Genomic DNA, 21,318 nt, shown 5'->3' on the forward strand with positions numbered 1-21,318 from the left:
AAAGTAACAAAGTAACAAAGTAACAAAGTAACAAAGTAACAAAGTAACAAAGTAACAAAGTAACAAAGTAACAAAGTAACAAAGTAACAAAGTAACAAAGTAACAAAGTAACAAAGTAACAAAGTAAAATAGAAAACTACTAACTACTATTGTCAACTTTTTTTCAGAAGGCACTACCAGTATCTAGTATCCAGTATCCAGTATCCAGTATCCAGTATCCAGTATCCAGTATCCAGTATCCAGTATCCAGTATCCAGTATCCAGTATCCAGTATCCAGTATCAAGAATCGAGCATCAAAATCTTCTCCACACCGAAACACCTCAAATTACAATCAATTCATCAGAACGATCGGTTTTACAATTCTTCTGCTGCCAACTGCCATTTCATAAAAATAGATGCCACTGCTTGCCAGGATACCCAAATGGTCTGTACCATTCCAAACCGTTGAATAATTGCCCGGTGAATACGGTTGATCCACCAATGTTCGAACGAACTGCCCGGCCAAATTATAAATACGAATTCTAATTTGTGAGGACGATTTAAGACTGAACCCTATCCTGGTTTGTAAAACTCCATTACTGATCGTAAATGGATTTGGATAGTTTTGGCTTAACTCGAAGTTCAAAGGAATTTCATTCTGTTCATCTGCAACCGCAGTAGGCATTCCTGGTTGGCTATTTACCGCTATCACTGCATCCAAGTCGAAATCTCCATTAGATAGCCCTTCTTTTTTGATATCGCCCAGATCGGTCAATTTTACGAAGCGTGCATACGGCAAACCCACTGTTGACAGATCGAAAGAATCTCCTCCCGACACTTCGGGATCGGAAAATTGACTGTTGTCTTTGGTTGGAGTAACACCGGCTAATCCTGCAAATGTTGCAGTATCATAAGGAAACTCCACAAAATCGATGCCATTCATGCTTACTGAAACAATGGCCGCTTCAATAAACGGTTCGTTGGTTGAAAATATTATAAAGACATTTTCAAAAACGGTGAAATCAGGTCCCGGGCCATCGACAATGTGATTATCTATAAACTCAAGAATGATTTCACCGCCATGGCCAAGTGACAGGATTTCTTGCGGCTTAAAGCTTGCATTCGTTTCATTCAAGGTTGGATCTGGATCCGGCGGGCCCAGGATATTGTCCGGGAAGAAATTCTGACCGAATCCGGCGCCTTCTCCCGGGGAAAATGACACGACTGCATCCGCCCAAACATCACTAGCCGAAATAGGTCCAGCAATCGTCATGTCGATTACCCCATCTCCAAAGGGAAAGGTTTGCAGTACGGAATCATCCGACAAATTGATTTCCTGAACAGTATCATCTTTAAAATTACTGACAAATAATCGGTTTGTTTGAGAATCATATAAAACATTCATCGCTCCAAACCCAATTAGTAGTGGATTGGAAGAACCATACTTAATCTCTTTACTGAAAACATCATACGAATAGAGAAACCCTTTATTGTCAGCGCCAAAAGCTGTCACGTAAGCAATGCCGTCCTTGGTAATTTGGATATCCCCGGGATCACCACCAAGCAGTACACTATCGACAACTGCTGGTACAAATTCTGGCGGCGCAAAAGGATTAATAATATAAACCTTCCCATCATCCGATTCAAAAAACCCAGTACAAATCACATGGATATTACCGTCCGATGCGAGAGCTAAATCCTGGGGATTAGTGCAAACCTCTAATGTTTTGGTCACAGAATCCTTTTGAATATCGATAATGGATACTGTTGATGGCGAAAAGTTTGGAAAACCTCCGGTATTTGCAACATAGGCAGTGTTATCAACAACCAGGATCCCTTCAGGTGCGAGACCAACAGAAATCGTGTTGAGTAAATTTCCGCTTTGCAAATCAACCACACTCACGGAATTTGCGACATAATTTGTTACATAAGCTTTATTGGCGCCAACGAAAGCCATTGTCCATGGATTACTGCCTTCAGCCAGATTAATAGTTTGAACGATTTGATCCGTCTTAATATCAATGACTGTGATGCCAGGCGGAGTGGAATTTACTACGTAAACATTCTCCCCTTTCGCCAAAATCCGGTTGGGCACAACACCGACTGTAATGATGTCATTTTCGATCTGTTGAGTATCTAAATTCAATTTAGAAACTGTGCGCGCTGACCCATTTAGTACATAAAGCGTTCGTGGAATATCCTGGGCTATTGCTGCGCAATTTAGTACGACTGTAAAGATAACAAAAATAATTGTTCTCATTTTGACTCCTTTGTTAATTGTGCGACTTAGTAAACTTCATTTAATAAACTACCTCAAGTCCTACTTTAAAATGCCGACCCGGCATCGGCGCTCGTTCGACAATTTCAAATTTATTGTCAAATACATTGAATACAGACAAGAAAAAAGAAACCCGGGTCTTTTTAACATTTTGCCGTATTCTCATCGTAAAATCATCAACTGTATATGCCGGCATTTTTACAGTGTTTGCTGCCGTTATATACCTTTCACCAATCAACCGTTTGTGATAATCCAAAGCCGCAAATCCCAAATTTACGGATAAATTAATTTTCGAAATATGTTCGGGCCGATAGGTGAGCCGCTTATTATGTGTGGTTCGTGATTTATTCTTATTAAGAGCGTTATCGATAACATGACTGATCTGCAATTTTATTTTATCATTCCAGGACAACCACGATGAACTAAACTCATAACCTTGCAACAAAGCGGCCGTGTTAAAAGGACGAAACGTAGCGAACGAGCCCAGCTCCCAAATGATAAGATTTTCAACATGATTCCGAAAATAGGCTACTTCGATTTCCAGCCAACCCAAGATTGGAAATCCGGATTTTATTCCAACATCAAAATTGCGGCTCGTTTCCGGTAACAATTCCGGGTTACCGCTAACACGAAAATCCTGGTAAAACAGATCCGCAAAAGTAGGCGCTCGAAAGGACTTGCTCAAATTTGATTTTAACTGCATGAGCCAATTCGTTGTTCGGGAAAGCAGCATGCCAATCCCGGGACTGAAATAAGTATTTGTGCGATTAAATTCATCCCGCTTGAATTGAATCGTTTCAACCCGTATTGCAGGTGTGAGAACGAAGCCCAAACTGAATTCTGGATAGGCTAACTTGATTTGCGTGCCAAATCCCATTTCACCCTGCACATTGTCTGTTTTTGAGATTTTATTAGTTGCAGAGAGTAAATCTTCATTTTGAAAACTATCTTTCCTCAAGCTGGCATTAATGGTCAGTTTTGTTCCATTCTTCAATTCAAGGAATGCAAGTTTGGAATTAAGTTGGTTGCGGGAGCGATAGGGTGGCACGGTTCGAAAATGAATAGGTGCATCGCCGGGTGGCGCATGGTTAAATTCCGTTTTGTTGAAATGATTGGAAAATTGTAATCGCGCCGACCAATCATGATGCCGGAATTGATACCTGGCCAGAATAATCGACTGAGAATTCTTTGCCTCTGCATAGGGTGTTAATGAGTAGATTAAGCCAGGAATACCCCGATTTGAATTTTGAACATTTAGCTGCAAAATAACCGCATGTTCACCCCGGGAATAGCGTATCTTTCCGAATATATTTCTTGATGATAAATCAGCATTAAGCCTTTCATCACGAACGAGGGTTCCATCCGGAAGCCGATAAGAATAACTAAATTTCCCATTCTTACTGCTGCCGTAAACATTGACAAAATAATTAGCGTGTTTTAAAACACCGGATATTGAAGAACGAAAATCAAATTTATCATAACTGCCCAGATCAGCTTTGACGCTCACTTCTTCCATGGCAGAAGTTTTGGAAATGATTTCGATAACACCACCGATTGCGCCACCCACACGACTATGGCTCCCACTTTTCCAAATGTTTATCTTTTCAATATTGGATAATGGCACCTGTCCTAAATCAGCCTCGCCAAGCATAGGATCGTTTAAAGGGACATCATCAAGCAAAACCAATACCTGGTTAGCATTACTGCCTCGAATCCTTGCTAGCTTTCCTCCTGAACTGTTTTCAGTAATCTCGATCCCGCTGACTTGATTGATTAAATCAGCCACATTGTCGAACGGACTGTTGCGAATGTCTATTGTGGTAATTGTTTCAAAGAAAGCGCTCTCGTTGGGATTTTCAAAGACATCTTCAACAAGTACACCTGGAAGGTTGATGACTTTTTGACTCAATACAAATTCCACAGTTGTAACAAAATCCTTCTGCACAATGACTTGCTTTTCGACGTCAAAATAACCAATGAAAGAGACTCTCAGGGTGTATTCACCCGCGAAAAGGTTTTCAATGGTGAAATTTCCTTTATGGTTTGAAATCACACCCACACCGGTTCCAACCACAACTACGTTTGCCCCTGTTAAAGGCTGACCGGATGTTGTCTTAACCCTTCCCTGGATTTTAATGATGGATTGTGCCCAGGCACTCTGAATTGTGCCAAGAAGTGCAAGAATAATCAGGATGTTAAAATAGTAACGCAATTTATTTACCTATTCTGAATAGACTTAATTTATTCTAATTTTTTCCATCTGTATTTAAGATCGAATAATGTCATCCCGTCACGAGACGGGATGACATTTCTTTTGTTTTTTATGATTTCCATTAAGATTCCGTGTTTATCATAGGCTCAACTAGTTTTTAATCTCAGAATATGCTTGAATACAGTTACCTGGAACTGCATTTCGCTATAAAAATAGTACATTACTCAACGAGAGAAGGGGTTCCCGGATGGAAATAAAAAAACCCACCTCGGGGAAAAGATGGGTTCATTAAATACGCAGTGTGACCTTCCCGCGAAGGATTTTAATGGGCAGGTCTCCTGGCTTACAGCTTCAAATCTACTTGCCTTCCTTCCCATCCCGCCTGGGCGGGACAGTGGATTTATCAGGCATTCGTAGCTGATTACAGTTGCGGGGCAGCGCCGGATTCACACCGGCTTCCTTAGTCCAGTATCCTGGATTTACCCATTTCTTATTTTAATTTAGAAACTTGAAGATAAATGTCAATACAATTTTTTTGTTAAGTCACATGAATACAGTATTTAGCAAAAATCCAAATGACAAGTAACAAATCAGAAAGGTTGTTTTCCCATTGATTTTTGTTTTTTGATTTTTTGAGATTTATTGAATTTTGTTCATTGTTCATTGTTCATTATCCATTATCCATTATCCATTGCTCATTGGCTTCCGACCTGAACCAATTTACTATTTATCTCCTGCAATTCCGGCAGATCATCAGAATTATGCCAAATCTCTTTCAGCTCCGAGTATGCTTTACGGCTTGCCTCGGAATCTCCCAGGGCAGAGTTCGCCCGCGCTAATCCCAACAAGGACAATGCCCGATTGGCATTTTGCGTCAATGAAATTTTGAATTCACGCTTGGCTTCTTCCGGTTGGTCTAATTGAAGCAACACCTCGCCAAATAACTCATGAACGGGTTTCACAGGAATAGGCGGGCCAAATTCGAAGCGCATGTTATCCTGTAAAGCGATGGCTTCCTGTAAAAGCGCCAATGCCTTGTTATCGTTATCCATTTTAAATTGAATAAAAGCCTCCAGCTCTTTATGCATTAGTTGAACCAGTTCAAGATCATCCGACTTTTGTTCGGTGGAAATTAATTCCTTCAGCTGATCCAATATTTTAGTTGCTTTATCAATTTTCTCAAACTCAATTGCGGCAAATCCATTCACCAACAAAACATTGGCCATTGCCTTAGTTCCCAAACTTGAAGCATCAAAATTTCCGATATTCGCTTCTCGCCAATTCCGGGTCTCAACGATAAATGAAGAACGCATATGGGCTGCATGCCTGATATAACTTCTGGAATTAGTCTGATTCATTTTTTTCTCAACTTCGGCCAATAATTTTCGCGCTTCTTCGTATCGGCCTTGCTGAAGGTAAGTATAGTGCAGCCACCAGGTTGGATGTAACCCATTTTGACCCTTTTTAAAAGCTGCCGCCGCCGATCTTTCATTTAAAGATGCGGAGTCGTCCCACATACCCAGCGCCATAAAAATATGGGAAGGCATGTGTAAGGCATGGGGCGCGTCCGGTGCGATATTAGAATACACCCTGGCTGCTTTCAATCCCAACGGTGCATGAATCGGGTCGTCGAATGAATGAATGACGTAATGTGCCGCACCCGGATGAAGGGGATTTTTCCCGAATACCTCCTGCGCAATAGCGCCGCTTCGTACGTAAGTTCTGAAGTCGCGTTTACCTTGAACCGTACCAAGGATGGAAAGGGCATAAAAACTCGCCGCTTCCAGGTCTTCGGGATATTTCTCATACAACTGTTTCATGGCTTCAGAATAGGCATAATCACGGCTGATTTTATCGCCATCGCCATACAAAACCTCAAGCGCACGCCAGTAATCCTTCTCTCTTTGGGTGGGTACTTTTTTCATACGCTCCTCGGCAGTAGACGCTAATCCCTTCATAATTTTTTGTGCAGCAGATTTGTTTTGTTGATTCCAGACCGGGTGGTTATGGGTCATGGCTTCACCCCAATACGCCATGGCAAAACCCGGCTCGATTTCCCTGGCTTTTTTAAATTCAGCCGCTGCATCCCGATATTCAAAACTGTGCATTAAGAGGACACCCCGAATGAAATATTTTTGCGCCTCCGGAGAACCGGAAGTTGGAAAATCAATAATGCCCAGGTCTTTGTTTTGTGCAAATGCCGGACTGATAAGAACAAACATCGAGATGAAGACTAAAATAATTTTTTTACTGTTGAAATTAAACATGTGATTTTCTCCTAATAAATTTCATGAACTAACTGATTGCTTAAAAATAGCATAAGCAAACAAAAACCAGCCTACTAAAAATCCCAGGCCGCCAATAGGTGTGATTGCGCCAAACCACCGCAACCCGGATATACTTAAGGCATATAAGCTTCCGCAAAAAATCAGGATGCCAAATACCATGGACCAACCGGCCCAGATCATAGCCGAGGAATTGGAAATCCATTGAAATACTAAACCCACAATCATCAATCCCATTGCATGAAACATATGGTACTGGATGCCTGTTTGATAGATCGCAAGCATTTCTTGAGAAATTTTTGATCGCAAGCCATGGGCGCCAAATGCACCCAGTCCGACTGCTAAGAAAGCGTTTATACTGCCTAAAAGAAGGAATGTTTTATTCATTTTGAAAACCAAATATTTTTAGTTGTGTTTTAACAGGACCACTCAATTCGATAGTCTCACAACCGGCAAGTCAGCCTCTTGCCATTGCAAGATTCCTCCGGCTACGTTATAGACTTCCTTAAAACCCATTTCCTGCATGATTTCACATGCTTTGCCGCTTCGTTTGCCGGAACGGCAGTGAACGATATACGTTTTATTTTTGTCTAATTTACTGATTTCCATCTTGAAATTCGGATCGCGATAATTAATCAAAATACTGTTTTGAAGGCGAACTTGTTCATATTCCTGAGGAGTGCGGACATCGATTACAACCAGGTTTGGATTTTCGTTATCGTTCATGATTTTTTCATAAGCCTGCTGGACAGAAATTTCTTTTCGAATAGATAAATCTGACTCTGCGCTGGAAGTTTTGTTGCTGTTACTCTGGCAGGCAGCGAGACCATAAATCAGAAATAACAAAGGCAACATTTTCCTGTAATATCCATTCATGTCATGAACTCCATAAAGATCCAAAATTTTTAAACCTATATTAAGAAACTCATTCCCAGCGAAAAGTTTTGGCGGAGATAGGGATGGCGATGATCAGAATTCCAAACAACACCGCCACTTCAGTCAAATGTTGCTGCCAGCTGTGTCCAATCCAAAGCCCTCGCAACAGAATAACAACATGTTTCAGTGGCAAGATCGTAGCAATGTTTTGAACGTTTTCCGGCAACACTTCAAGGGGAATGGTTGCTCCCGATAAGAAAATCATCGGATAAAATAACACCATCGCAGTCGCCTGGGCGGTTCTGGCTGTGGGTATTAAGCCGGCTATGAGAAATCCCAGGGAGAAGAAACTCAGACTGCTGAGTGTAAACCCGGCTGCCACGCTTAGGAAATTCCCTTCAAACTGCATATTATATAGCAACTTACCGGTGATGATCAACAAGCCCATGCCCAGGGAAGTCATGATAAAAATTACAATAACATGAGCGCTCAATATGGTTTGCGGCCGAAGCGGTGTGGCATGCAACCTGCGCAGAATGCCCTTTTCACGGTAGGAAGCGATGATGGTGGTAATGCTGATGAGTCCGCTGGAGGCAATGATCATAGCCGTGTAAGATGGTACGGCAATGTCCACCATACCATAGCCGCCAAAGAAATCTGATTTTTCATTGCCATAGATCATGCCGAATAAAACCAGCAGCATTACCGGAAAAGCTAAGGTGAAGAACGCCGCGAAAAATTCTCGTGTAAACAACTTGAATTCCACTAAAGATAGTTTGAATAGTCCTTTCATCTTTCTCCTCTTAATCCCGCATCGAATGGCCGGTGAGCGACAAGAACACATCCTCAAGATTAGGTTGCTCGGTTCGAAGATCGCGAAACTGGATTTTTTTCTCGGATAGGGCAACCACGACATCGACTACCAGTTGATCGCTTTTGCCATAGACCACCATGCGGTTGCCGCTCTGTTCGAGCTTGGTTACCGAGCTTTTTTCTTCAATGAAACCAGTATCAAACTCTTCGTCAACCATAAACACAACACGATTTTCCGCACCCAGATTCTTCACCAAATTTCCAGGGGTATCGATTGCGATTATTTTGCCGTTATCCATAATTGCCACCCGATCGCAAAGCCTTTCTGCCTCTTCCATAAAATGAGTAGTGAGGAAAACGGTCTTACCATCATCGCGAATTCCACGAACCAAATCCCACATATTGTGGCGCGCCTGGGGGTCAAGTCCCGTTGTGAGCTCATCTAAGAAAATGAGCTCAGGATTATTTAACAGTGCCATTGCAATAAACAATCGCTGTTTTTGGCCGCCGGAAAGTTTAGAATAATGGGTGTTCCGTTTCTCAGAAAGTCCTAGTCTTTCCAATAAATCTGCCAAATTTATTGAATTGCCATAGAAACTGCTGTAAAGATCGAGGGCTTCCCAAACCTTAATGCGTGCCTGTAATTCCGCTTGCTGCAGTTGAATTCCAATCTGCGTTTTGAGTTTATAACCATCTTTTGTGGGATTTAAGCCGAGGACATTTATCTCACCATCATTTGGAGATCTTAATCCTTCGATGCATTCGATAGTTGTGGTTTTGCCGGCGCCATTAGGCCCAACCATGCCAAATATCTCGCCTTCATACACTTCGAAAGAGATGCCATCGACTGCCACCAGTGAGCCATAGGTCTTGCGTAAATTGTTTACCTGTACGACTGAATTATTTGCCATTCATATTTCCGAATTTCGATTTTAGAGGTGTTGAATATAACCTAATGAGTAATTAATAGCAAGAAGAAGAATAATTAAACTACGGTGAAATCCAAATTATGTGAGTTTCATTACTGCGTTTAAACCTTGAAAAAAAAATAATTAACTCTTGACAGTGGTGGAAAAAAAAGTGTTAATTATAGAGATCACAAAGAAAAGGTATTTTAGTCTTTTATAACAAATTATTATGAGAGGTTTTATGAGAAAATTATTTTTTAAAATCAGTTTGGTGTTTGTTTTGTTTGGATGGTTTTCAATTTGTTTGGCTCAGAACAATGAAAATACTAATCAATCACAAAATACATTGCCAAACTCTCCAAATGAAATCTGCCCTATCCTCATTGGCGAATCGGTCCCTAAATTAGAGCTGACAAAAATAGACGGCAGTTCGTTCAATTTAAATGCGGCAATCGAACAGAAGCCAACCATACTCATTTTTTACCGCGGCGGTTGGTGACCGTACTGCAACCTGCAGTTGGGTCAACTGCATAAGATCGAATCCCAGGTCATTGAATTGGGCTATCAAATCATTGCGATCAGTGCCGATCGCCCGGAGAAATTACAGGAAAGCCTTCAAAAGCATGATTTGAATTACACGCTCCTGTCTGATTCTAAAGCGATCAGCCCACAGGCTTTTGGTATCGCATATATACTTGATGACAAAACCCTCGAAAGATACAAGGGATTTAATATTGACATTGAAGTCGCTTCCGGCGAAACCCATCATATTTTGCCGGCTCCATCTGCTTTTGTTGTTGGGACAGATGGGATAATAAAGTTTTCATATACCAATCCGAATCATAGAATAAGAATAGACCCTGATGTCCTTCTTGCCGCCGCCAAAGCTGCTTTAAAGAAGGATGATTAATAGCATAATTGGCTAAATAAATATTTTGTCCCTAGTGGGACTTACCGATTTTATAGGTTATATCTGCTATAAATATTTTGGCCTAGCAAGCCAATTAATAGAGTCTTACGTTTCTTTCGATCCCTATTATAGGGATCGAATATTTGTAGCATAATCTAACCTTTACTCCCCTTTTAAGTCCCGTAGAGCTAGAAAACCCAATGCACATTTAACCCAAGACCTTACATCGAAACTTCTTCCAATTCTTTTCCGAATTCGAAAGCAGGCAGGGTCAATTCTTGCCTTTTTCGTTCCGAGAGTTTCCGTCGTTTTTGATTCATTTCAACCAGGAGCATAGGAAGTTTTGGCAAAAATATTGGCCGGCTTACAACATTGACGCTATTGTTTCGGATGGCTGAAAATACAGATTCCATGGATTTTTCTTCAACTGCAATCATTGAATGGCAAACGCCCATATATTCCAGGAGATGGCAATCGGAATTCCCGATTAAAGGCAATCCCACTTTTCGACTTACTCTAACAGCCCTGCGATTCAGATTAAATAATTTGCTGTAAAAGAAACAATATTCTATTGCATCAAACAGCTCGATTTCATTAATCAGCTTTCTTCCCAAACAGGTCCTCGCTTTAAAGAACGGATGCGGTGCAATCACAAAAAGTCCGTCCTTTTTTGCATAATACAAATCGTCGAAAGTCTCAATTTTTTCGGTGGCAGGGAATGCATTTAATAATAACACATGCTTCCCTGCAATTTTCTTTTCGATGCCGGGAATGAGGAGAATATCATGGTCGGACGCGTAGCTTTTTAAGTCATTATTAAAGGTAAAAAGATCATGATTGGTTATAGCCAATGCCTTAAAACCCCGTTGTGCCGCACAATCGATTAATTCAAATCCCGTATGGCCTACATAATCTTTTAGATCGTCACATGTATGAAGATGAAAGTCAGATTTTAATTCTATCATTGTTACCAAGTTTCCTTTAAATTTTTCAGAATCATTACAATGCCTTAATATAATATTCGGAAAAAAATTTCAAAGCTGCAGTCCCTAGTGAATATTTTGACGATTATTTTTAATATATAAAAAAGTCTATAAAATCACAGCAATTAAATTCACTATATTTCACCTATTCTAAAGAATATAATTAATATGTAAACCAAACATGAATGAGGTTAGAATGACATCTCTTTTTAACCCACTAATATCTAATTAAATAATTAATTAAATCAGCAGGAGGTATAAAATGAAGGCATTCGTATTAAGCGGCGGTTCCATAAAGGGAGCATTTCAAGCCGGAGTCATTACAGATTTACTCACATCAGGCAGTTTTGTGCCTGATGCTATTTATGGCACATCAGTTGGAAGTCTGAATGGCGCTTTTCTCGCAGACCGGGCAGGGCGGCCATAGCAAAAAAAGCGCCGGATTGGGTAGCTATTGCCAACGAGCTGCAAAATTTTTGGATTCAGGAAATTACCGCTTTTGAAAAGTTGGGAAGAACACGAGATGGAATAGAACTTGCGATAGATGTCCTCTTTAGTAAATTTGATGGCTTTATAGACACATCACCTTTCCGGGATTTGGTAAAAAGAGAATTTAAGAGCGAGAATCTTAAAGAAAGCCCTGTAAAATTCTTTGCTTGCGCAGTTAACATCGCCAACGGAAAGCTAGTTTATGCTGGTGTTGAGGATTCGAATATTTTGGATTATATCATAGCCAGTACAGCCATTCCCCTGGCTATGCCCGTAAAAATGATCAACAACGAACCTTTTCTTGACGGCGGCATTCGCGAAGTTGCGCCGCTGCGCCAGGCCATCCGGGATGGCGCTACCGATATAATCTGCGTTCTTTGTCAGACGAAAGATTTGAAAAGAGAAAAATTTAATCGGAAAAATGTCCTCGAATTAATGGAACGTTTGACGGGAATCGTCACCAATGAAACCGTAAACAATGATATTGAGCATTGTGAACAAATCAACACTCTCCTGGATCAAATACCGGCGCCTCCCACAGATAGTTTATTGAGTAAAAAACGAAAAATTGATGTCAAGGTTATTCGGCCACCAGAGCCTGTGAAACTTGAACTGGAGAATTTTAATCCAACCCAGATTCGGGCAGCGCTTCTCTTCGGTTGGGAAACATCCCAAAAGGAACGAGCAAATTGGTGATGGTTAATAGATAATATGAAGGCAGGTACCTTGGTTCTATTTTTCATTATTCTTAGTTCAGTTGGCATTTATTATTACTCACAACCGCCATCCATAAAGAGTATAGTACGAAATACCACAATCGATACGGACAATGGATTTGTAAAATATAATGATGTGGTATACCTGGCAACCTGGGGACAGGAAACTGCCTATTCAGAGATATTCGACACATAGGCAGAGCTTATCATGAGCGTATGCCAATTTTTACTCATGATGTGATCCTCACGACGGAAGAATTCAGCGATCCCGAGTTCGTTAAGATCGATCCGGTAAAAAACGGACAAACCCGTTGGCGAGCGCGGCAAAAACCGCAAGGGACATTAACCATGCTTCACCTAATCCCTGAAAATAGTGAAATTTTGGTGCAGCTAGAAAACATCCATCTTTGGGACCGGTAGAATTTGCAGGGCGTGAAGAAGAAGACCATTTCATAGAGGGCTCAGATGACAGCGGTTTTAAGGTAAATCGTTCCCATAATCATTTGATGTTTTTGCTTACTGAAATCTGGCGTTTAGAGGAATAGTCAATTTCAATTCTTGATATTGAGTTATGCAGATTGCTTTAAAACATAAAGAGTATTAAATAAATTTAGGCAATTTTTACCGTCCACTGTTTACAATAGCCTTTCGGATTAAATGGACCTTTCATGATCTGGCAACCACCGCAAGTGGCGCCTGCTTCCGGCACAGTCCAGAACTGGCAATTATCACACCGTTGCTCCGGAATGGGAGTACTTCCAACGTATTCAAAGGTTTTTCTCACAGTAATTTCTACATCTGTCAAGCCTGTCAAATCATTACAAGGATCCTCAACAGCCATTTTTACTTCCGGTTGAGCAGCCGGCGTCTCTGTTTCTGCTTGCTTTTCAGAGCTGCAACTTGATAACAGACCCGTCGCTCCAACCGCTCCGAAAAAAAACATCGAAAACCGTTGTAGAAATTCTTCTCTTGTCATTTCATCTCTCCTTTTTCCTGTTTGCTTCACCGTTTTCAAATTTGATACAGGAAAAAGATAAACAGAATAAAAATAATGTCCATTAATTTCGCACTAAAAAAGAAAGGAATGGAAAACATGATTTTAATACTAAAGCTTAAAGTTTCCTAATGTCGTCCCATTGCAGCGGGATGACAATTTAGAAAATAAATTTTTCATTATATTTCGTGTTAAATTGCAGCTTTTTCAAATGTATGAGAATAGACCCCTCCTGGGTGACACAGATGGGAGTTTTAAGCTTAAAAGCATGATTCATGAAGATGAATTATCCAGGTTAATTAATTTAAAAATGAATTCAGAGAAATTGCTGTAGTTGATACTAAATGGTTTTAACTACAAATGTGATTTCATCATGCAATCTGATTCAGACCATGAGGAAGCACGGCCAGCTTTTTAAAAATTAAAAACAAAATCTAAATAAGGAACTCCCGGAAAAAACCCGATGTCCGTTGAATTCAAGAACGCCAGATCCACGCTAATTTTTTCTTCAAAAAACCGGATCCCATAAGAAAAAATAGCGCTGTCCACACCAGGAAGAATCCAATTTTCAGTTACCAATGCTATTCGGCGAGATACTCTGCTTTCGCCGCCTACCATGATCATTGGTTTTTCAGCCAGATCACCATCGGCAAAGCCGTAACCGATCCCAATCGTGAAACTTTTATCCGTAGTACCAAAAGTACCAACGCCATAAAGAATGCCGACTATGGGGTGATCATCATCACCAAAATCGGAAACTCGCATAATGAGTGCGCCGGCCGCAAAGTTGGCATTCTCTGTTGCTTTAATACCGATCTTCGGGGTTAGATAAAATATTTGGTTTTCAAAACCGACTCCAGGAATAAGGGAAATACCGCCTCCGATCGTTACATTATCGGAAACACCATAAGCAATGCCTGGAAAAAATAAGTAATAATCTGAAAAATAGCCTTCTCCTTTTTTCAACATTCGTCCGGTAGGAGCAAAAAAGAGCCGGGTACTGTTGGAGTTTGGAAACCAGTATTTGCCATCCTTTATCGAAGTCACAGGTGCTTCTTTAATATTCTCAATCTTTGCGATAGGAATTGTCAATTTACCAATAGTCGTTTCAAATTGGATCTCATTTTCACCAATTTCGACAATACGGCCGATTAGTGTCGAGCCATCGGTTGTGTTTAGAATTTGGATGATTGTTGAATCGGGAATGGTTAATTTAACTTTAATTTGAGATTCCTGGGCATTCATAGTTCCGCCCAAAAATAAAATGAAAAACACAAAAAGACCCGATCCTATAAGGTTACGTTTAACTAGTTCTTTCATGTTAATTCCTCCCAACTTTTGTAGTAATACTGGTTTCCTGATGAAACCACACTGCCCATATCAACTTGACAGAAAATAGTGATTTAATGTGTGTTAAGCAATTAAATAGTCCAAGATAATAAATCCGGTTTTGTGTGCAAACTGTTAACCTAAAAATCTGAAATAGAGAAAATACAGCATAAAAGCGCTTAGAAAAACAATTCCCGAAATGGCAAGCAATTGAAGCCAGAAACCGGGTTTGAATTCATCCGGCACTTCCGGCGCCATTACAGCTTTGTAAGTGAGAAAACCCAGGAATGGGGCTGAAAGAAAAGAAAGAGTCGTTGCCAGATCAACCAGGTCGCCAAGGCTTTTCAGATAGAAAATGATGATAAGCATTGCCCCAATTGTCAGAGTAACCATCCAGATCCAATAATCAAACGAATGCCCTGATTTTTCAAGTACTTCATTAGGATTTTCAGCAGTCTTGAAACGCCTTCCCACAAGCTGTAAAGCCCGGGGAAAGCCATCAATGACGGTTAGCATGGTGGAGAAAATCGTAGTAAAGGCAGAAATCACAATGATCGGTCTGCTCCATGAGCCAAGAGTCGAAGTATAGAGATCGATGATTTGCCCGGCAAAGGCTCCTGCACTTTTTTGGATCTCGATACCTTTATCAAACATCACTGCTGTGCCAAGAATACAAAACATCAATGCCAGAATACCGGTGCCAATATAGCCGATATTGAAATCCAGGAGAGTTTGCTTAAGAGTGGCGCTATGTCCGGGCTCCTTTTTTCGCTCAGAAGTCCAAAAGGATTGCCAGACACGCACATCCAGTCCTGTGGGCATCCAGCCAACCAGGGCTACAATAAAACCGATATCTTTCAAGCCTACAGATCCCCAAAGACGAATTCCGCTTAACCTGGGAAGTACAGAAATTGTAGCTACAATAGTGGATAGGATTAGAATAGCCATGGTACCTTTAATGACTTTGTCCATAAGAGGAAAACGGCCAACCGCCAGGATAAGTACACTGATGATCATGAGTATGACAGACCACACCGTGATTACCGATATTCCTGAAATGGAAGGTTCCCATCCGGTCAGCTGAATGGCCAGACCTGCAGCTACGGCAGTGATAGCGCCCAGAACGGTAAACATTGTTCCCAGGGTAAGTAAAAGGTAAAGGACCAGACTCCATTTTCCCTGTCTGCGATAGCCTTCAAGCAGACTGTAACCTGTTGCTACAGTGTACCTTTGGCCAAATTCAAAAAGGGGATACTTTAATAATAAGGCCAGAATGATTATCCAGATGAGAGTAAAGCCATATTCAGCACCTGCCCTGGTAGATTGGACCAAATGGGAAACCCCGACTGATACTGCCGCAAATAGAAGTCCCGGTCCTAAAGCCTTAAGCGTTCCTTTACCGAATGTCATGAATGTTCCTCAAAAGAGTGGATTTGGCTGGTTAAAACTTGTTCATCTTGTCGATCCTGTCTAAATATCTTTGGAGAATTAAATACATAATGCTGGTGAACCATTGATGGTTTTATCAGATAAACAACTTTGATTTTGAGTCAAGTTTTTTTGCGATGAAATAAAATTACTTTAATTTAGAATTCGAAATCCTAAATTCTAGATTCTAAACAATACAAAATTAAAATCATTTACTCTCCTCAATAGGTTTCTTCGTTTTGTTTGGTGTATTTGGAATTTTATCATTGGAATTTGTTTAGGATTTCGATTTTAGCATTTCGAGTTTATTAAGCTTGTCTTTTTTTGTCGGTTTGAGGCGAAGCTTCGCTAGTGGTTATCATTTTAAAATCGGTTTTGCCTCGTCCTGAAAATCACCTTCCAGATAATATTCTTTTTTTGCTATCAAATGTGGGTAGTGTTTCTTGAAGGATGCGATAATATCATCCAGGGGCACATCCGCATATTGACCATGATCGCGAACATACTCCATGTGTTTATTGCCTTTTTCATCAAACTCATGGAATATCGAATCATTTATGCCATCGAATTCAAGCGGCTTAACATGAAATTTTTCGCAAAGGGAGCGATTGAAAGCCGGAGTAGCTTTAACCCACCGGTTATTCAACAGCAGCTCCGTGTAGCCATGATATGCAAATATGTTGGTTTTCATTGCCGCCTTAATTTTTTCAGTCGAGAGGTGATTGATTACATCGGCAAAACCAAGACGACTGGGAATATGGACGGCCCTGCTAACGGCAGCCAATAATATAGCTTTTGGAATGCAGTAGTTTCTTTTGGAGGACAGAGTAAAACTCGCACTCATTTTTTCTGGCACCAGTTTAACGTGATAAGGATCATAATAGATATCATCCCGAACCGCATAATAGAGGCTAATTGCTTTTTCCACCTCTGATGAATCTGTCCTGGTAACAGCGTTGGCATAATCTATCACGTCAGCGTGATCGCTGTCGATGAACTGTGTGGGTGATAGGTATTTCTCGAAATCCATACTTTGGTTAGTCATATTTGTATTTGGGTTTATTTATAATAAATAATACTTCTTTCATTAATTCACAAGCCACTGTTTTGGGGATTTCTACAATACAAAGTATAGAATTAACTTTTGTAAACTTAGCCATAATGAATCCTTTTGATTATAATTTCTTTAATTAAGGTAAATTGAACTATTTTTAAATGGTACTGACAATTTACTTAAAAGAGATGTGTTCACAAAGCTTTATTTTGATTTGTAACTTTAAGTAAGCCTTGATTTTTAGAAATTACTTAGTCTTATGAATAAGAATACTATTATCATAAATGGAACGCGGATGAGCCTGATGACACAGATATTCGCTGATTTTTATCTGTACTGATCCGAGTAAAATGTGTAATCTGCGTGGGGGATGGTGCTTTTGTTTGAGGTTTTTAGATGTGTTGCTTTTTGTAGTAACATATACTAATATGTTTATATAAATAGCTATAGAAATGTGGATAAAACCGAGGATTGAAATGAAGACAATTCAAATGACATTGGATGAAGACTTGCTTAATCAGGTCGATAGAGCAATTCGCGCACTCAAGACGAACCGCTCTGCTTTTATTAGAAAATCACTTCAATACTATCTTGAGAGACTAAAAATAAAAGAACTTGAAAAGAGGCATCGTGATGGTTATCTAAAGCATCCAGTTCAAACAGGTGAATTTGATATTTGGGAAGATGAACAGGTGTGGGGGAATTGACTATGGAACGAGGTGAAATTCGCTGGTATACATTTAAATCAACCAATAAAAAACGACCTGTCGTTATCTTAACACGCAATTCTGCTTTAGATTTTCTAGGTGAAGTGACGATTGCTCTAATAACATCAACGATTCGAGATATTCCAACTGAAGTTATTTTAGATCAAAAAGATGGTATGAAAACATTAAGCGCCATCAATTTGGACCATATTCAGACTGTGTCTAAGGGTAAAATTGGAGCTTACATTTCTAAATTGTCTGATTCAAAACTTGATGAAATCAAGCCTGCATTGCTTTTTGCTCTTGGGTTTTGATAATTAATTACTTATTGTATTAGATATTTCTTTCTACCTTAAGCCTTTTTATTCTTCATCTCAGAAGGTAAATTGTTATTTTTAATACAAATTATAGTTATTTAAAACTCAACTTTTTGCATAGGTTTTATAAACACTGTAGCACTTGGATAATATTTAGCTACTTCTCTGCTTGCATCAGCTGAATCTCCTGGAGAAACATGCACTGCAATCAAATGTTTGGGTTTAATGAAATTGCTAATGATTTCCCGACCCTTTGTATTGGTTAAAAACCAAACAGGCAAAATTGCAACATCAATGTTTTCTTCTGACAAATTTAGTTTCTTAAAATCTTGTTCGCCAAAATACGGATCGCCAATATGCAAGAAATTCTTCCCGCCGATAGAAATGATATGACCTGCATTTTGGATCCAGCTCCAACGTTTGGATCCATGCGCAATTTTGCCGATTTTTACTCTAATTCCATTATATTCAAATTCTGATTTGTAGCCGGAAGTATATTGAGCCCGCTTGATTCGATCTAAAGAACTGTTATCTGGTCCCAAATAATTTAAAACACTATCAGCAACCTGTGGAGTAGTAAACAAAACGACATCTTTTACAACGTTTAGATATTTTGCAATCGATGATGCATCAAAATGATCTTTGTGAATGTGAGAAATCAGGATCAAATCAACACTGGAAAAGGGCTTTACTCCTCTGTTCATTTTATCTAAAATAGCAGGGTCAGTTGGTAAATAATCCGGGTAATAGTATTTATGGATGGCATCGATTAGAACTTGTTCTTCACCCTTTGCAATCAGAACCCCTTCATTTGCGATATAAGTTACTGTTACCGGTTTAGTAAGGGCGAAGCATCTTGTTGAACATATTCTCTAAATCTCTTTTCCTGGGATTAGATGCTTCGCCCCTACTTCATTACACAAAATTTTGATAATTGAACACAAAAATAATTTTATCGTATGTTGTTAAAATCATCAATTGCTTGTAATCATAATTCAATTTATTATATTATTGTGTTTTACATTTGATACTCCAATAAAAACAAAATGAATCTTAAAACAGAAAAGCATTATAGCAATTTCCGATCAGTTCATACTTTTTTCGCAAAAACCCAAGGAGGTTTTACGTGGATAAACTCCGCATTTCCAAGAAAGCAATAATCGCTGCCATAGCAGGGGCGGTAGTGGGTCTTATTTTTAATGCATTAATCGGTTCGTTGTTACCCATTATTATCGGAGCGGCGTTAGGATTGCTCATCGGTTTGTTTGTCTTTCCTGCAAGCGGTAAAAAACCAAAAATTGAAATCGTTGATACCGCCGACCCCGTCGATAGATATCTCGAACAAATTCTTGCCATGAACAAAAAACTCAGGTTGGATCCCTATTTAAAAAAAGAAGTCCTCGATAAATTCGAATCCATTGCAGATAAGCTCGGAAATATTGTGCCGAAAGCCAATCGCGAACATCCTGGCTCGGAACTGACTTATGTAGTCAACAGGATGGTGACCAATTATCTGCCGGAACTACTTGATCCATATTTAGCCTTATCACCGGATGCGAGGGAAGGGGAGATAACCACACTCATGGCTACCTTGAATTCCCTGGAAACGGAAATCGATAACATCATCAAATTAATTGAAGAACGCAAGGTTAATGAATTTCGTGTGCAGGATACATTCTTGCGACATAAGTTTACCGAAAAAGGTGTAGAAGCTTAATATTAGGATTTTACGATTGATTTTGATGAACAAGATTATGGAAGAATTTAAACAAGGAGTTTGGATATGAACGAAACGCAGGGAAGTGCACAAACAACGGAAATTGTTCCGACAGCGCCGAGTGAACTTGAAAGCAAAGAGCAAGAGGAGCTTGAAAAAAGGTCAGCAACTCTGGTTGAAGAATTGCAAGGTGGTAAAAACCGGGAATTGGTCCGTCAATTAGAAAGTCTTGGCTCTGACACTCAGGCCAGCTCTGCACGAGAGACCGAATTGCTTAAAGTTCGAGTCGGTGAAATGATGAAGCAGGTTGGAAGCGAAGGAGCAGCGATTCCGGATGGCATGGTGAAACTGCGTATGACTTTAGATGAAATCAATCCCCACGTTGTCGGACAGCCGGGAAAACTTTCCAGAATTTTCGGTAAGGTACCAGCGATTGGCAAAATTCTGAAAAAAATTGCTATAAAATATGAGACGGTTCAAACCCAGATCGATTCTATTGTCGCTAATTTACGTGAAGGCGGCGAAATGCTGATCAAAGATAATATTTCACTGGACAATCTATATATCAATGTTAAAGAACAGCAATTGGCTGTGCAAAAGAACGCCTATCTCGGTGAACTAATCATGAAAAAATTGCAAGAGCGTCTTGCGACCGCAACTGATGAGGAACGGCCTAAATTAGAATCGGTCCAGCATGCAGTGGCCATGCGGGTTCAAGACCTGCGCACCATGGAGCAGGTCAACATGCAATTCTTTGTCAGTATTGATATGACCATCGACAATAACCGATTGCTCAAGCAATCGGTGGATCGCACCATTACGGTCACAACAGGCTTACTGACGGTAGGTCTGGCCATCCAGGCTGCATTGGCACGGCAGAAGAAAGTTTTGGATGCCACCAGAGCAACCCAGGATTATGCAGCCGATCTGCTCAAGGCAAACGCGGCATCTATCCGTAAACAGAGCACAGAAATTGCGGAGCTTCATACGAATCCGGTATTGGCCCTTGATAAAGTAAAAGCAGCCCATGACGACTTGTTGGCTGCTATCGAAGAAACTGAAAAGATAAAAAGACAAGGCGTGCAGAAGGCAACTGAAGGAATTGCAGCTCTCAGTAAAATGTCTGAAACCATGGGTCAAAAAGCAGGTGTGATGCGGTCTGAAGAAAAAGAGAAAACCGAAACCTCGATTGAGGCATAAATTGTTCTTTAACTCCGTACTATTGAAAATTCCACCCTTCGACTCCGCTCAGGGCGCTAGCATTTGATTTTTTATGATATATGAATAAACTAAAGTTTTATAATTTAATTTAGCAACGTATA

Annotated in this window: 22 protein-coding genes and 1 riboswitch; of the genes, 9 read left to right on the plus strand and 13 right to left on the minus strand. The window is 40.1% G+C overall.

Annotated elements, in window-relative coordinates; all coding sequences use genetic code 11:
- Nucleotides 1-332: 332 nt before the first annotated feature.
- From IIC38_10805 to IIC38_10835, 7 genes are all read right to left on the minus strand, one after another.
- The gene (locus IIC38_10805) at nucleotides 333-2,240 is read right to left on the minus strand and encodes a T9SS type A sorting domain-containing protein (GenBank protein ID MCH8126440.1); all 1,908 of its coding nucleotides are present in this window, start codon (nucleotides 2,238-2,240) and stop codon (nucleotides 333-335) included.
- A gap of 40 nt (nucleotides 2,241-2,280) precedes the next feature.
- Entirely contained in the window at nucleotides 2,281-4,470 is a 2,190-nt protein-coding gene (locus tag IIC38_10810; protein MCH8126441.1) for a TonB-dependent receptor, read from the minus strand.
- A 310-nt stretch (nucleotides 4,471-4,780) separates the two neighbouring features.
- Nucleotides 4,781-4,972: riboswitch (cobalamin riboswitch) on the minus strand.
- Between the two features lie 193 nt (nucleotides 4,973-5,165).
- Entirely contained in the window at nucleotides 5,166-6,737 is a 1,572-nt protein-coding gene (locus tag IIC38_10815; protein MCH8126442.1) for a hypothetical protein, read from the minus strand.
- Nucleotides 6,738-6,758: 21 nt separating this feature from the next.
- Nucleotides 6,759-7,142 carry a DUF423 domain-containing protein gene (locus IIC38_10820; GenBank protein ID MCH8126443.1) on the minus strand — a complete coding sequence of 128 codons (384 nt, stop codon included), beginning with the start codon at nucleotides 7,140-7,142 and terminating at the stop codon, nucleotides 6,759-6,761.
- A 42-nt stretch (nucleotides 7,143-7,184) separates the two neighbouring features.
- Nucleotides 7,185-7,523 carry a rhodanese-like domain-containing protein gene (locus IIC38_10825; protein MCH8126444.1) on the minus strand — a complete coding sequence of 113 codons (339 nt, stop codon included), beginning with the start codon at nucleotides 7,521-7,523 and terminating at the stop codon, nucleotides 7,185-7,187.
- A 157-nt stretch (nucleotides 7,524-7,680) separates the two neighbouring features.
- Nucleotides 7,681-8,424 carry an ABC transporter permease gene (locus IIC38_10830; GenBank protein ID MCH8126445.1) on the minus strand — a complete coding sequence of 248 codons (744 nt, stop codon included), beginning with the start codon at nucleotides 8,422-8,424 and terminating at the stop codon, nucleotides 7,681-7,683.
- A 10-nt stretch (nucleotides 8,425-8,434) separates the two neighbouring features.
- Nucleotides 8,435-9,355 (minus strand): ABC transporter ATP-binding protein, encoded by a 921-nt coding sequence (locus tag IIC38_10835; GenBank protein MCH8126446.1) that lies wholly within the window; start codon nucleotides 9,353-9,355, stop codon nucleotides 8,435-8,437.
- Nucleotides 9,356-9,593: 238 nt separating this feature from the next.
- On the opposite strand from IIC38_10835, the gene IIC38_10840 reads away from it, so the two are divergent.
- On the plus strand, nucleotides 9,594-10,262 hold the full coding sequence (locus tag IIC38_10840; GenBank protein MCH8126447.1) for an AhpC/TSA family protein: 669 nt from the start codon (nucleotides 9,594-9,596) through the stop codon (nucleotides 10,260-10,262).
- A 221-nt stretch (nucleotides 10,263-10,483) separates the two neighbouring features.
- Here the strand turns inward: IIC38_10840 and IIC38_10845 are convergent, their stop codons facing one another.
- Nucleotides 10,484-11,227, minus strand: coding sequence for a PHP domain-containing protein (locus tag IIC38_10845; protein ID MCH8126448.1), 744 nt, complete (start codon nucleotides 11,225-11,227; stop codon nucleotides 10,484-10,486).
- A 280-nt stretch (nucleotides 11,228-11,507) separates the two neighbouring features.
- Between IIC38_10845 and IIC38_10850 the strand changes: the two genes are divergently transcribed.
- The 4 genes from IIC38_10850 (at nucleotide 11,508) to IIC38_10865 (ending at nucleotide 12,870) form a co-directional block, all read left to right on the plus strand.
- Nucleotides 11,508-11,672 carry a patatin-like phospholipase family protein gene (locus IIC38_10850; GenBank protein MCH8126449.1) on the plus strand — a complete coding sequence of 55 codons (165 nt, stop codon included), beginning with the start codon at nucleotides 11,508-11,510 and terminating at the stop codon, nucleotides 11,670-11,672.
- 80 nt (nucleotides 11,673-11,752) lie between these two features.
- Nucleotides 11,753-12,430, plus strand: a complete 678-nt coding sequence (locus IIC38_10855; protein MCH8126450.1) for a hypothetical protein — start codon at nucleotides 11,753-11,755, stop codon at nucleotides 12,428-12,430.
- 15 nt (nucleotides 12,431-12,445) lie between these two features.
- Entirely contained in the window at nucleotides 12,446-12,646 is a 201-nt protein-coding gene (locus tag IIC38_10860; GenBank protein ID MCH8126451.1) for a hypothetical protein, read from the plus strand.
- Between the two features lie 20 nt (nucleotides 12,647-12,666).
- Nucleotides 12,667-12,870 (plus strand): hypothetical protein, encoded by a 204-nt coding sequence (locus IIC38_10865; GenBank protein ID MCH8126452.1) that lies wholly within the window; start codon nucleotides 12,667-12,669, stop codon nucleotides 12,868-12,870.
- 190 nt (nucleotides 12,871-13,060) lie between these two features.
- Here IIC38_10865 and IIC38_10870 read toward each other — a convergent pair whose 3' ends face one another.
- The 4 genes from IIC38_10870 to IIC38_10885 form a co-directional block, all read right to left on the minus strand.
- Nucleotides 13,061-13,426: a high-potential iron-sulfur protein gene (locus tag IIC38_10870; GenBank protein ID MCH8126453.1), complete on the minus strand. Its 366-nt coding sequence runs from the start codon at nucleotides 13,424-13,426 to the stop codon at nucleotides 13,061-13,063.
- A gap of 432 nt (nucleotides 13,427-13,858) precedes the next feature.
- Nucleotides 13,859-14,764, minus strand: a complete 906-nt coding sequence (locus IIC38_10875) for a hypothetical protein (protein ID MCH8126454.1) — start codon at nucleotides 14,762-14,764, stop codon at nucleotides 13,859-13,861.
- A gap of 144 nt (nucleotides 14,765-14,908) precedes the next feature.
- A complete protein-coding gene (locus tag IIC38_10880; protein MCH8126455.1) occupies nucleotides 14,909-16,183 on the minus strand; it encodes an Nramp family divalent metal transporter in 1,275 nt (424 codons plus the stop codon).
- Nucleotides 16,184-16,559: 376 nt separating this feature from the next.
- The gene (locus IIC38_10885; protein MCH8126456.1) at nucleotides 16,560-17,231 is read right to left on the minus strand and encodes a transglutaminase family protein; all 672 of its coding nucleotides are present in this window, start codon (nucleotides 17,229-17,231) and stop codon (nucleotides 16,560-16,562) included.
- 500 nt (nucleotides 17,232-17,731) lie between these two features.
- On the opposite strand from IIC38_10885, the gene IIC38_10890 reads away from it, so the two are divergent.
- Complete coding sequence (locus IIC38_10890; GenBank protein MCH8126457.1) at nucleotides 17,732-17,962, plus strand: ribbon-helix-helix protein, CopG family; 231 nt, start codon at nucleotides 17,732-17,734, stop codon at nucleotides 17,960-17,962.
- Between the two features lie 2 nt (nucleotides 17,963-17,964).
- Nucleotides 17,965-18,276, plus strand: coding sequence for a type II toxin-antitoxin system PemK/MazF family toxin (locus tag IIC38_10895; protein MCH8126458.1), 312 nt, complete (start codon nucleotides 17,965-17,967; stop codon nucleotides 18,274-18,276).
- A gap of 101 nt (nucleotides 18,277-18,377) precedes the next feature.
- Here the strand turns inward: IIC38_10895 and IIC38_10900 are convergent, their stop codons facing one another.
- Entirely contained in the window at nucleotides 18,378-19,148 is a 771-nt protein-coding gene (locus IIC38_10900; GenBank protein ID MCH8126459.1) for an MBL fold metallo-hydrolase, read from the minus strand.
- A 257-nt stretch (nucleotides 19,149-19,405) separates the two neighbouring features.
- Here IIC38_10900 and IIC38_10905 point away from each other — a divergent pair, with 257 nt between their 5' ends.
- Together IIC38_10905 and IIC38_10910 are read left to right on the plus strand one after the other, a co-directional pair.
- Nucleotides 19,406-19,996, plus strand: a complete 591-nt coding sequence (locus tag IIC38_10905; GenBank protein ID MCH8126460.1) for a YtxH domain-containing protein — start codon at nucleotides 19,406-19,408, stop codon at nucleotides 19,994-19,996.
- A gap of 66 nt (nucleotides 19,997-20,062) precedes the next feature.
- Complete coding sequence (locus tag IIC38_10910; protein ID MCH8126461.1) at nucleotides 20,063-21,196, plus strand: toxic anion resistance protein; 1,134 nt, start codon at nucleotides 20,063-20,065, stop codon at nucleotides 21,194-21,196.
- Nucleotides 21,197-21,318 lie beyond the last annotated feature (122 nt).

The sequence above is a fragment of the candidate division KSB1 bacterium genome (assembly GCA_022566355.1).
Taxonomy (GTDB): domain Bacteria; phylum Zhuqueibacterota; class JdFR-76; order JdFR-76; family DREG01; genus JADFJB01.